The organism is Streptomyces sp. WM4235 (assembly GCF_001279725.1).
Taxonomy (GTDB): domain Bacteria; phylum Actinomycetota; class Actinomycetes; order Streptomycetales; family Streptomycetaceae; genus Streptomyces.
In genome coordinates this window covers 1-11,149 of record NZ_LGDE01000033.1, presented here as the reverse complement: position 1 = coordinate 11,149, position 11,149 = coordinate 1, and the positions used below count along the sequence as shown (strand labels likewise).

The 11,149-nt window shown below is 66.9% G+C and carries 12 protein-coding genes and 2 pseudogenes; 3 read left to right on the top strand and 11 right to left on the bottom strand.

What is annotated here, in order from left to right; translation table 11 throughout:
* From ADK55_RS05010 to ADK55_RS04965, 10 genes and pseudogenes are all read right to left on the bottom strand, one after another.
* Window positions 1-429 (bottom strand): annotated as a pseudogene (locus ADK55_RS05010) (PucR family transcriptional regulator); the annotation flags it as partial.
* A 599-nt stretch (window positions 430-1,028) separates the two neighbouring features.
* Window positions 1,029-1,322 carry a Dabb family protein gene (locus ADK55_RS05005; RefSeq protein WP_053676231.1) on the bottom strand — a complete coding sequence of 98 codons (294 nt, stop codon included), beginning with the start codon at window positions 1,320-1,322 and terminating at the stop codon, window positions 1,029-1,031.
* Between the two features lie 142 nt (window positions 1,323-1,464).
* Window positions 1,465-1,755, bottom strand: a complete 291-nt coding sequence (locus tag ADK55_RS05000) for a chorismate mutase (protein WP_053676230.1) — start codon at window positions 1,753-1,755, stop codon at window positions 1,465-1,467.
* 20 nt (window positions 1,756-1,775) lie between these two features.
* Window positions 1,776-3,017 carry an aminotransferase class I/II-fold pyridoxal phosphate-dependent enzyme gene (locus ADK55_RS04995; protein WP_078998489.1) on the bottom strand — a complete coding sequence of 414 codons (1,242 nt, stop codon included), beginning with the start codon at window positions 3,015-3,017 and terminating at the stop codon, window positions 1,776-1,778.
* On the bottom strand, window positions 3,007-4,299 hold the full coding sequence (locus ADK55_RS04990; RefSeq protein ID WP_234349897.1) for an MFS transporter: 1,293 nt from the start codon (window positions 4,297-4,299) through the stop codon (window positions 3,007-3,009). Before ADK55_RS04990 ends, ADK55_RS04995 begins: the two co-directional genes overlap by 11 nt.
* 40 nt (window positions 4,300-4,339) lie before the next feature.
* Entirely contained in the window at window positions 4,340-5,089 is a 750-nt protein-coding gene (locus ADK55_RS04985) for an SDR family NAD(P)-dependent oxidoreductase (protein ID WP_107089100.1), read from the bottom strand.
* Window positions 5,090-5,103: 14 nt separating this feature from the next.
* Window positions 5,104-5,865, bottom strand: coding sequence for an SDR family oxidoreductase (locus ADK55_RS04980; RefSeq protein WP_053676228.1), 762 nt, complete (start codon window positions 5,863-5,865; stop codon window positions 5,104-5,106).
* Window positions 5,865-6,566: a cupin domain-containing protein gene (locus ADK55_RS04975; protein WP_053676227.1), complete on the bottom strand. Its 702-nt coding sequence runs from the start codon at window positions 6,564-6,566 to the stop codon at window positions 5,865-5,867. The genes ADK55_RS04980 and ADK55_RS04975 overlap by 1 nt, the downstream gene beginning before the upstream one ends.
* Window positions 6,563-6,979 carry a hypothetical protein gene (locus tag ADK55_RS04970; protein WP_159041282.1) on the bottom strand — a complete coding sequence of 139 codons (417 nt, stop codon included), beginning with the start codon at window positions 6,977-6,979 and terminating at the stop codon, window positions 6,563-6,565. Before ADK55_RS04970 ends, ADK55_RS04975 begins: the two co-directional genes overlap by 4 nt.
* A gap of 868 nt (window positions 6,980-7,847) precedes the next feature.
* A complete protein-coding gene (locus tag ADK55_RS04965) occupies window positions 7,848-8,369 on the bottom strand; it encodes an ATP-binding protein (protein WP_053676225.1) in 522 nt (173 codons plus the stop codon).
* Between the two features lie 238 nt (window positions 8,370-8,607).
* On the opposite strand from ADK55_RS04965, the gene ADK55_RS04960 reads away from it, so the two are divergent.
* Window positions 8,608-9,216 carry a hypothetical protein gene (locus ADK55_RS04960; RefSeq protein ID WP_053676224.1) on the top strand — a complete coding sequence of 203 codons (609 nt, stop codon included), beginning with the start codon at window positions 8,608-8,610 and terminating at the stop codon, window positions 9,214-9,216.
* A 153-nt stretch (window positions 9,217-9,369) separates the two neighbouring features.
* Here the strand turns inward: ADK55_RS04960 and ADK55_RS04955 are convergent, their stop codons facing one another.
* A complete protein-coding gene (locus ADK55_RS04955; RefSeq protein WP_053676223.1) occupies window positions 9,370-9,888 on the bottom strand; it encodes a DUF1203 domain-containing protein in 519 nt (172 codons plus the stop codon).
* A 599-nt stretch (window positions 9,889-10,487) separates the two neighbouring features.
* Between ADK55_RS04955 and ADK55_RS38330 the strand changes: the two genes are divergently transcribed.
* Both ADK55_RS38330 and ADK55_RS04950 read left to right on the top strand, forming a co-directional pair.
* Window positions 10,488-10,703: a hypothetical protein gene (locus ADK55_RS38330; RefSeq protein WP_159041281.1), complete on the top strand. Its 216-nt coding sequence runs from the start codon at window positions 10,488-10,490 to the stop codon at window positions 10,701-10,703.
* A pseudogene (locus ADK55_RS04950) lies at window positions 10,696-11,149 on the top strand (hypothetical protein); the annotation flags it as partial. The gene ADK55_RS38330 and the pseudogene ADK55_RS04950, both read left to right, overlap by 8 nt.

The following is an 11,149-nucleotide window of genomic DNA, read 5'->3' as shown; positions in this document are numbered from 1 at the left end:
CCAGCGGGCCGCGCCGGCCAGTTCGGCCAGGGCTATTTCGGACATGGGCATGTCAGATGTGAGAACGGCGAAGAGCTCTCGCCGAGCACGTTCGGGCCCCGTACGTTCGGCCCCTGTGCCGGATCCTTGCGAAGGAACGGCCTTGAGGGTGGGCAACGAGCCGCCGGCATGCGCGTCCTGTCGCCGAGCCACTTCCTCGTCCTGTCGCGCGGCCATGGGCTCGCGGTAGCCGAGGGCGGCGAGAAGCGCGGACTCCACCCGCTGCCTGACGACTTCGTCGCCGATGCCCTCGATGCGAGAGGACAGACCGGGGACGCCGTCCCGCAACTCTTCCACGATCCCCGCGGCCAGCGCGGGCAGCTCCTTTCGCAGGACCCGGGTCCATTCCCGGCGCGGTCGGGACCAGATGCGGTTCAGAAGTTCACACATTGTTACCTCGTTCCCAAGGCGCAGGCCCTGCCCCCGCATGGGGAGTCGAGTGCCTCGTACTCCCTTCAGGAGAACGCCGACCACTCCCCGTCCCGCGACATTGCCTGGATTTTACCTTCGGGAAGGTGTGGCGCCGCGCAAGGCCGGTTCGGGTCCGGGCCCCGACGCTGGGAGTGACCGCCTGAAGGTCTCCGCGAAGCCTTCGCCCGGTCGGCTCTCACTGCTTCGAACGGGGCTGACTGCGGCTGCACCTCGCTCCACGAGGACCTGGACACCACCACCCCGGCGGGCGTCTGATCCTCCACGTCGTCGCCGCGCTCGCGGAGTTCGGCCGCCGGGCCGCCTCACTGGGTGGGCCCAGACCCCCGCGTCCACGGGTACGACCGCTGCCGCCGGGCCGGACGCGGGGCGCCACGTCTCCCCGGTGAGGGGATGGCGCGGTACCAGCAGTACGTCGGGAGTGGGCAGGACCGCGGCGATTCCCGGACCTGCGAGGTCCAGGCTTCCGGCCGGGGGCCGGCAGTGAGGAAGGTCGCCACCGCGGCGCCGAGCAGTTGCGCGACGGGACCGGCGGGCAGGGTAGCCAGGCGCGATGACCACTATTCTTCGACGTCGACCATGACCCAGTCACTGATCGCTCGCCACTGGGTGATCGCTTCCTGGTGGAAGGGGTGGACGAGATATCTCTCGACCGCTTCCATGTCGTCGAGGAGTCCGTCGACCAGGAAGTCGTACGCGATGGTGCGGGTCGAGGTGTTGCGCCCGTAGCGCCATTCCTTGAGCTCGGGCACCTCGTCGCCGACCTTGGCCGCGGTGCGTTCCGCTCGCAGAACACGCGGATCGCTCCAGTCGCATCCCGGCTTGAGTTTGAAGAGTACGACGTGTCGTATCACAGTGGTTCTCCGGTCGACCCGGACCTGGCCGCGCGGGGCGGTTCGTGTCGTGGGTGGGGGTCGTGTCGTGGGTGGGGGATGCGGGCGGGCTCCCGTGCGCTTCGTCGTGGGAGCGACGCGCCGGAGGCCGGCCGGACCGTCACTACGTTGTCGCCGGCGCCGAATCCGCCGCGGGACTGGCGCCGCGGCAGAACTGGAGCACGTGCATCGCGATCGGCGTGCCCGTCGCGCCGAGACCGTGCCGGTACCGGCCGAGGACTTCCGCCTCTCGGGCCAGAACCGTGCGCGGGCCTCCGGCGTTGATGCGGTTCCCCTGTATGCGCGCCGAGACGCGCGCTCGTTGCCCGAGCAACTCGATGATGCGCGCGTCGAGACCGTCGATCTCCCGGCGATCCCTCTCGATGACGTCCTTGCCCTTGATGGCGTTGTCCATGGCGTGGATTCCCTTCCGCGTCACTGATGTGGCCGATTGCCGGATTTCGGCGTCGGCGAGGGGGCGGCGAGCACCGCCGACGGTGATTCCCACTCGCGCGTGGTCCGGAAGTCCGCGAGACGGCCGATGGCCTCTTCGAGTCTGTCCTCGGGTGCCAGGAGGCTCACCCGTACGTATCCTTCGCCGTGCTCTCCGAACCAACGCCCGGGCGCCACGGCCACCTTGGCCGTCCGGAGCAGTTCGTCGGCGAACGCGACGGAACTGCCCGCACCGGGTATCGGCAGCCAGGCGAAGATCGACCGCGGCACATCGACGTGCCATCCGGCGCCCCTCAACCCGGCGACGAAGCCGTCCCTTCGGCGTGCGTAGATGTCCGACAGTTCCCGGACACAATCCTGAGGGCCGGTCAACGCCGTGACGGCCGCCCTCTGGATGAACGGCGGGAGCGAGACGTAGCAATGCTCCTGGATGAGGTTCACGGCGCTGATGACATCGCGGTTGCCCACGACGGCACCGATCCGCCATCCCGCCATGTTGAACATCTTGGACAACGAGATGAACTCGACACCGACGTCCTTGGCTCCCGCCGCCCGCAGGAACGAGACCGGCGTGTCGCCGTCCAGGCTCAGCGCCCCGTACGCGAAATCGGACGCCACGATCACGTCGTGGGCGGCGGCGAACCGGACGGTGCGCTCGTGGAACTCCAGCGGAGCCGTCACCGAGGTCGGATTGTTCGGGTAGTTCAAGAACATCAGCTTGGCCATGTCGCAGACGGCCGGGTCGAGGGCGTCGTAGTCCGGGAGGAAGCCGTTCTCCCGTAGAAGGGGAAGAGGATGCATGCGCGCTCTGGCCAGCACCACGCCCGCCCAGTAGTCCGGGAAGGCGGGATCCGGCATGAGGCAGACGTCACCCGGGTTCAGGAAGCACTGGCTGATCTCCACCAGTCCGGCCTTCGCACCGAAGAGGATCGCGACTTCCGTCTCGGGGTCCAGCTGAACCTGGTGGTGAGCCGCGTACCACTCGGCGATGGCGACCTTGAGTTCGAGCATGCCGGAGAATGCCGGATACCGGTGTGTGGCGGGGTCGAGCACCTCTCGGCGCAGGGCCTCGACGATGTGCGGCGGGGTGGGGAGGTCCGGGTTGCCCTGGCACAGGTTGACGACGTCCTCGCCCGCTTCCACGAGCTCCGCGATCCTGCCGACGGTCGTCGCGAACGAACTTCGGGGCAAGTCGCGTATTCTGCGCGCGAATTCAGTCCTCACGTCCCACCGCCTTCGTCTCGAGAACGTGAACCGGCCCGTCGTCGACGCCCGTTGCCCGCACGGTGGTCCGTAGGTGGGCCCAGCCACCGAGCGCGAAGGCGACGAGGGTGATCCCGGCGCAGACCCAACCCACGGCGGAGAACCCGTACTCCGTGAACAGGGGGCCGAGCAGCGCGGCGCCCAGGGCCACCGCGAGGTTGGTCGCGAGACTGTAGAAGGCGAGAACGGTCCCGCGGTACTGCTGGGAGGACTCGCTGAGCAGCGTGCTGAGCAAGGTGACGACCAGGCTCTGCATCGCGCCCCAGAGGAACAGGAAGATCACCAACACGGGTGTCCAACGGGCCACCAGCGGGATGGCCACCAGGGCCGGCACCAGGCCGCCCAGCAGTGCGACGAGGACTCGTTCCTTGCCGAGTCTGTCGGCCCACCTGCCGGTGACGAAGCTCGTCGCGAACCCGAGACCGTACAGCAGGATCATGAGGCCGGTCATGGAGCTTCCGTCGCCGAACCGGTACTGCATGGCGCTGCCGAGGAAGGTGTACATGCCGTAGAACCCGAGCATGTTCAGGAAGGTCGCCAGTACGTACAGGCCCACCTTCGGCGCCAGGAACGCCCGGGCCGCCGACCGGATCCACTGCTCCGACGAGACCGGGGCCGTGTCCCCCGCCGGCCGGGACGGTTCCTCACCGGCGGGGCCGGTGCCGCTTCCGGTGACCAGCATCACGCAGGCGACGAAGACGCCCAGGACCGAGAGAAGGGCGAAGGTCCACCGCCAGTTCGCCCATTGCCCGATGAAGGAACCCAAGGGCACGCCGAGCACGAGCGAGATCGACCAACTGGACACCAGGATGCCCATGGCCCTGGCGCGATGCTCATACGCGATGTGGTCACCGACGAAGGCGTAGGCGGTCGGCACGAAGGCTCCCGTCGCCAGACCGGCCAGCGCCCTTCCCGTGAAGAACACACCGGGCCCGGTGGCGAACGCGCACAGCAAGGTCCCCAGGACGAACGCGGCCATCCCGATCGTCAGGCTGAGGCGGCGCGAGAAGCGGTCGCCGAGCGGGGCGAAGAGCAGAGCGCCGACGGCCGTGCTGATGCCGTAGGTGCTGACTGACAGGGCCATCACGGACACCGTGGTGTCGAACGACGTGGCCATGTCCACGAGCAGCGGGGACACCACGAGCTCTTCCGAGCCGACCGCGAAGATGCCGGCCATCAGCGCGAGAACCGGCAGCAAGGGGAACCTGGCCGCGCCCTTCTCGACGCTCAATCGGTTCGACACTCCAACCAACCTTTCTTGCGGTTTTCCTGAACAGAACGGCCTAGATGGCCGTGTATCCGCCGTCCACGGTGAGCGCGGCGCCGGTGATGAACGAGGACTTCTCCGAGGCGAGGAACAGGATCGCGTTCGCCACGTCCTCGGGCGTGCCCAGGCGCCCGATCGGGTTCAGCTTCGCCTTCTCCTCCTTGACCGACGCGTCGTGGTCGACGGACGTGTCGGTCATGGGGGTGTCGATGATGCTGGGACAGACGCAGTTCGCCCGGATGTTGTACCGCGCGTAGTCGACGGCGAGCGACTTCGTCAGCATCATCACGCCGCCCTTCGTGGCGTTGTACGCGGCTATGCCGGGCCATGCGACCAGCCCGCTGACCGAGCAGACGTTCACGATGACGCCCTGGGTCGCCTCGACCATTTCGCGCAGGGCATGCTTCGAGCACAGGAACATGCTCTTCAGGTTCGTGTCGACGAGCTTGTTCCACTCCTGCTCGGACATCTCGTGCAGGGGCGTCGAGATCTCGATCCCCGCGTTGTTGACCAGGACGTCGAGCCCGCCGAAGGTTTCGACGGCGGCGCCGATGAGGTTCTCGCAGTCCGCTTCGCTGGTGAGATCGGCCCTGACGAAGACGGCGTCGAGTCCGTCGCCCTTCAGGTCGTCGACGACGGCGGTGCCGAGCCGCTCGTCGATGTCGGCGACGACGACCCGCGCGTCCTGCCGGGCGAACTCGATCGCGGTCTGCTTCCCGATGCCGGAAGCGGCGCCGGTGACCACGACCACACGATCCTTGAACACGAGATCTTCCTCTCCTATACGCATGTCAGTTGCCCCCCGTCGACCGAGATTTGCTGTCCGGTGAGATAGGAAGCCTCCTCGGATGCCAGGAAGCCGATGAGAGCGGCCACCTCTTCGGCCTTTCCCGGTCTGGCCATGGGGATGGCCTGCTTGAGGCGGTCCTCCGCTTCGGACCGCGACACTCCGCGGGTTCTGCTCATGTGCTCCACGGCTCGGTCGTAGCGCCGGGTCCGGATCGTTCCGGGGTGCACGCAATTCACCGTCACGTTGTGCGGGGCGTACTGACTCGCCAGATATTTGCTGGCGTTCGCCACTGCCGCGTTGACCAGACCCGAGAGAAACATTCCGGGGGCGGGTTCCTTGCCGATGTTTCCCACGATGTTGATGATCCGCCCGAACTCGTTGCGCACCATCATCGGAGCCAAGGATTTGATGAGATCCAGGTACGGGACGAGTTTCTGCTCCATCGCGGCTGTCACGTCGCCGACCTCGGTGCTGTCGAAGGTTCCGGGCGCCGGGCCGGGCGCATTGTTGACGAGTACGTCGATCCTGCCGAATCGTCGCTCGACATGATCAACCAGTTTCGCGCGAAACGCTTGTGATGTGACGTCACCCGGAAACACGTGGACGTCAGGTCCACCGGACAACTCCGCGATCTCCTCCAGAGCGCTCTCCGTGCGCGCGGACAAGACCGTCACATGTCCCTTGGAAAGCAGTTGCAGGGCGGTCGCGCGCCCGATTCCGTGGCCCGCGCCAAGGACTACAGCCACGCGCATCAAGGCGTTTCCTGTTCCTCTTCCTGCTTGGGCACGCGATGGTACCGAGGCGGAATGAAGATGTTGAGGGAGCGGGCCAGGCCGGCGTTGGGGTTCTCCGCGCTGTGCCCCTCCTGGCCGGCACAGAAATAGGTCCCGCCGAACAGGAGTTCGTGACTCGTCTCTTCGACGGTCATGTCATAACGCCCTTCGAGACATATGCCGATCTGCTCGTGGGAGTGCTTGTGGTACGGCATCTGACCGCCGCCGGGAATGTCGGCGATCATCAGCTCGATCCAGTCGGCCAGGAAGAACGTGACGTCCATCTTGACGAACTTGCGGGACTCGAGAGGTTCCAGGAAGTATCCGGTCGGCGCGGGGTACTTCTCGCCCGATTTGCTCCGCGTGATCTCCAGTAGGACGGCCTCCTCCGCTGTCGAGTTCACGGCCGACAGACCGACGTGAGGCGGTACGACGTAGACGTCGTGCTCGGGCCTCATCACCTTCACCACCTCCCCGACCGTCACGGAGAGCCCGCCGCGGACGATCATGCCGACCCGCGCCTTCTCCGGGTCACGGCCCGTCACGACGGCACCGGGCGGGATGAAGGAGAGCCGGACCTCGGTGTCGTCACGCCGATAGGACTCGAAACGGATCCCGTTGTCCTGGGTCGCCACGTCGGGGGCCGGGAAATACAGCCGTTCACGCGTCTGCGTGGTCACTTGTTCACCTTTCGCGAGAAAACAGTCCACGTCATGGGAATGTGCGAGAACCTGTAGACGAATTTCAGGTTGTGTTCCCTCACCGCCTGCTCGTTGGTGATGGCGATGTTGTACCGCCCGTCGGCGACGTCACAGGCCGCCTGACTCGTCGAGGTGGCGGTGGCCAGTTGTACGGGCCGGCCGAAATGGTATTGCAGGAGGGGAACGGGCGCCGGGTGCGAGACGACGGTGTCACTGAAGAGCAACTCTTCATGGAAATCGAAGTCGAGTCGCGTTGCCAGTCCGTATTCGGGCGTGTTGCCACGAAACACGATCGCCGGCTCCAGGATCGGGTTCATGTAGAAGGCATTTATCTTGGGATAGGCATGGGCCACCAGTGCCAGGTCGACCTGCCCGGTCGCCAGTGCGTCCATGCACTGCTCGTATGTGTTCTCCAGGACGATGCTAAAGCAGTCTCGGTTGCCGAGAGTACGCACCATCGATTGGGCGATGTACTCGCTACTCGTCCCGCTCGGGCCTAATGTACCCAGCTTCACCGTTCTACCCGAGTCGGCGGGTATGAGCGTATCGAGTGCTCGCCTCTCGCTCTCGGGTATTCGCAGTAGTTCCACGCTTCACTCTTCTCCGATATCGCATGCCGACCTCGCCGACCGTGCCGACGGGAAAGCGCGGCGGGCACACGATTATTCGAGACCGCACCCTCGAGTGACGGTCTAAACGTGGCAAGAACATACACGGCTCGAACAGGGCCTTCAACACACCTTTGACCTTGACCGAAAACATGACATCCCAGGTCCGTACCAAGTTTTCCCATGGGTTTACCCGGCGAAGTTACGTCGCTGTTTCCGACCAATGACGTTCCATTTCCCTCGGCAGCCTGGCCGTGCGGGGTGACCCTGGAATCGAATCGCGTCAAGCCGACACACCGCGCGTCGGCCCGGTGCTGCCGTGAATCGCCCCACTCCCGAGCAGCCTGCCGCCCGGTGGCGATGGGAGAGAGCCGGTGCGCGCGAGTGCGGGAATCCGTGCGAGCGGGGACGGTCTCACGACGCGTTGGCCGAAAACGCACCCGCCCGATGTCCTCGCCGACCATCGAACTCCACGCCGTGATCGGGGCGTTGCACAGAGTTCCGCCACGTCGCATCGTTGCGTTGACCATGCTTGTCGCGCGCCGGTACTCAGGTCGGCGGTGGCTGATCAGAGCCCTCTTCGAGCCACCGTGAATGCGGCGGGTCGGCGGTGGCGAGGGGCGACGGGGCGACGGGGCGACGGGCGGACCCCTCAGCGCTTGACGGCCTCCGCGATCCGCACCGCGGCCTGGGCGGGCGTGAGGTGTGTGGTGTCGACGACCTCGGCCTCATCGTGCAGCCACGTACGGGCCGCCTCGGCGTAGGGCTTGAGGTATGCGAGACGGAACGGGGACGGGCCAAGGTCCTTGTCTCCCTCGATGCGTCCGCGCAGGGTGTCCTGGTCAGCGTGGAGAACGAAGTGCCGCACCGGAATCGCGTGCTGGGCGAGGCCGGAGCTGATCTCGCGCCAGTACTGCTCGACCAGGACAGTCATGGGCATCACCAGAGTGCCACCGGTGAAGTCGAGCACGCGGCGGGCGGTCTCGACCACGAGTGGCCGCCAAGGCGACCAGTCCTGGAAGTTGCCCGTCCAGGGCAACCCCGGCTTGATGTCCATGAGCGTCTCGCCGACCTTTTCGGCATCGAACACACGTGAATCCGGGATCAGCTGCTGCACGAGTGCACTGGTCGTCGTCTTGCCCGCGCCGTGGGTGCCGTTGAGCCATACGATCATGGCGCCAACGCTACGCCGTGCGGCGAACAGCCGGTCTCCACCGCCAGGATCGGATGTCGCCTGTCAGGAGAGGGTCGCCTCGACTGGTCACGCCGCCCGGTCGATGGGGCCCGCCAGTCCTCGGGGTGGGCGAGAGCGTGTTCGGGCATGCGACCAATGAGCGCGGGATGCCGTCTCATCGGGTGACAGTCCATGCCCAGGGGGAATGATGAATCATCGCTCAGGCCGTGTAGTCGGCATGACCGTCGCCGCGTTGGTCGGCCTGGCCGGTTGCGGCGGCGGTAAGCCGCTCGACGGCCCTGCGCCCGCGTCCCGCTCGTCCGCCGTACCCGAGCACGTCGCCGCCTATCGTGCCGGATACGGCGTGGGCAAGGCCGTCTACGACTCCTCGGGCAAAGGGGCGGCCGTGCGCGAGACGGTGTGGGGCGGCTGTACCCGCCGGGCCTTGCAGGCCGGCAGCGCCGCCGAGGTGGATCGTGGTTCCTGGGTGCGAGGCTGCCTCAACGGCGTCGCGAACTCCCCTGAGCAGTTACCCACCGGCCCCGTGACGAAGCGGACCACGAATGGGGAGATGCTGGAGCGGTTCCGCGCGTGGGCTCGTACCAAGGGTGAGGCCCAGGAAGTGGACCACGTCCGCATGCTGGTCACGGCTCAACTGACCGAACAGGACTATGACGTCGAGTTGAGCACGGACTACTCGGCAGGGACTTCCGGAACTCCCGCGTCTGAATCGCTCGCCCGGCGTTTCGTCGAGTGGTGGGACGGCGATCATGGCCTGGCCGGTACCGCCAGGAACGTTCTGGTCCTTGAGGCGGACGGGAGAAGGCTGACCGCGCAGCGCATCTGAGGAGCTTCAACGGCCACGGCGGACGGCCTCGCGTGGTGTGTTGTCGTGAGCCCTGAACGGGCCGCCGTGGCCGGGCACGAAGAGATCCCTCGGCGTCCGGCGGGCACCCGTATCCGGGAGGCGCGCGGCACCTCCCGGTCATCGAGGTGGCGGTTACCGCTCCTCGGCGGGTGGCCGTCGGACCTCGAAGTGGAAGCACCCGTACTCCAGTGCCCTGACGTGTACGAGCACGACGTCCGGATCGTGGAAGGCCTCGTCGAAGGCCGTATCGAAGCCGGCCGTGGCATCGACCGGGATCTCCAGCAGGCGGCCGCCCGCGATATGACCCCGGGAGTCGTAGCGGCGCACGGTACGCAGGGCGCCCGCCCGATCGAAGGGGTAGGCCCCGCCGGGGGTGAACCCGCCGCAGTCGTCGGCGTGGATGAAGACGGGCCCCTGTTCGTCGTACGCGCCCGGATCCGCCCCGCCGGCGGCGGCCCAACGACGCAACGGAGCGTACGAGACGAGAGCGATCCGCTCGCCGAGCGTGATGGGGCGCAGACAGCAGCGCAGGGGGGAGCCCGCGTCGTCGGGGGTTGCGAGGTACGGGGCGCAGGGGCGGCCCGCATCGTCCGCTACCCGCAATTCCTCCAGAACTGCCGCGTCAACGGGGAGCACGGTGTACTTGGTCATGTGCTCAGGCTGGCTCGACGCAGGTGTGATCGCCGGCAGGAAACGGACGTCACGTTGTCGACCGAGGCAGGCATTCCGGGGCCCGGTCGCCGGCGGTTCCGATGAGCGACAGGGCGGAAGTCAGGTCGCCCGCCGACCGAAGGCGGCAAGAGGTGCTCTTCCCTCCCCGTCGGCGGACGCCGGTCCGCCTCCCGCAGCCGCGGGTGCGGCCGGTGCGGGCGGCTCCGGAGGCACTGGCGGAAGCCGGTGGCCGCCGTCATCGTCGCCTTCCAGGGCCACCCCGGTCGCGCCGACCTCACCGCGTACGAGCCCCACGCGCGGCGGAGGCGACCTCCGCGTCAGCACGGACGGCGAGCACCGCCACGACGCACATGGCTTCTCGGAATCCTCGCGATCCCGACTCGTCCGCAGAAACGACAAGACGATGTCGACGCTTATATGCCGACCGGTGTCACCCGGATGGCACGCACCCAGACCAACATCGAGAGCGTTTATTGAATATGACAACAGCAAAGCTACCCGTTTCCCTCCGCACGCCTGCGGAGGGAGACGGACAGGGAGGCAGCTCTCAGTCCGGGGCCGCCCGGGTCGGGAAGTGGATGTTCACTCCGCCCTCAACCGACCGCGGCGAAACCCGGAACGCGACGCTGGGAATCGGCGGTCTGGAAATCGATCTTCGTTACTCCTCATCGATCTTCGAGGATTTCCTCCATACGATGAGCGTGATCCAGGCCGAGTTCGGCAGGCGGTCGGGTGCGACGGCACCATCCGCGACGACGGTCGCCGAATGCTCGGGTGGCAGCTTCCGTGTATGAGTCATACGGATACCCGGACTTCCAAGGGTTCCCCTCCCATCCGGAAACCTCCGCGTTCTGGGGCCGGCCGGAGTATCAGCAGCACCCCTCCCCCGGACAACCGCTCGACGCGCCAGGAGAGACGCAGACGGCGTGGGATCCGACGACGGAACTCGCGCACCTTCTCCAAGAGAGCGCCGCGCTGGGGCAGTCGGAGCCCTTCACCCGAATCGCCTTCGGTGACAACGGCGACAACGGCGACACGACCGGCGTCATCGGGTTCGTCGCAGGGCCGCAGCACACACCGGCCGAGCGTCCGTCCACACCCCCCGCCGGCGGGCACCGCCGAAACCACTCGAAGCCGCCAGTGGTGACCCTGTTGCAGACGGGGAGTCTGTTCACCGCCGCGCTGGTCGCCGCCATCGCCACCGTGGTGAGCATCCTCAGTGGACTGGCCATCTGTGACG

Excerpts from the sequence above, each read along its gene's own strand:
- ADK55_RS38330 (WP_159041281.1), top strand. The coding sequence starts at position 10,488 with ATGTTCACTCCGCCCTCAACCGACCGCGGCGAAACCCGGAACGCGACG.
- ADK55_RS05000 (WP_053676230.1), bottom strand. The coding sequence starts at position 1,755 with ATGGACAACGCCATCAAGGGCAAGGACGTCATCGAGAGGGATCGCCGG.
- ADK55_RS04965 (WP_053676225.1), bottom strand. The coding sequence starts at position 8,369 with ATGATCGTATGGCTCAACGGCACCCACGGCGCGGGCAAGACGACGACC.
- ADK55_RS04955 (WP_053676223.1), bottom strand. The coding sequence starts at position 9,888 with ATGACCAAGTACACCGTGCTCCCCGTTGACGCGGCAGTTCTGGAGGAA.
- ADK55_RS04960 (WP_053676224.1), top strand. The coding sequence starts at position 8,608 with ATGACCGTCGCCGCGTTGGTCGGCCTGGCCGGTTGCGGCGGCGGTAAG.
- ADK55_RS04980 (WP_053676228.1), bottom strand. The coding sequence starts at position 5,865 with ATGCGCGTGGCTGTAGTCCTTGGCGCGGGCCACGGAATCGGGCGCGCG.
- ADK55_RS04970 (WP_159041282.1), bottom strand. The coding sequence starts at position 6,979 with ATGGACGCACTGGCGACCGGGCAGGTCGACCTGGCACTGGTGGCCCAT.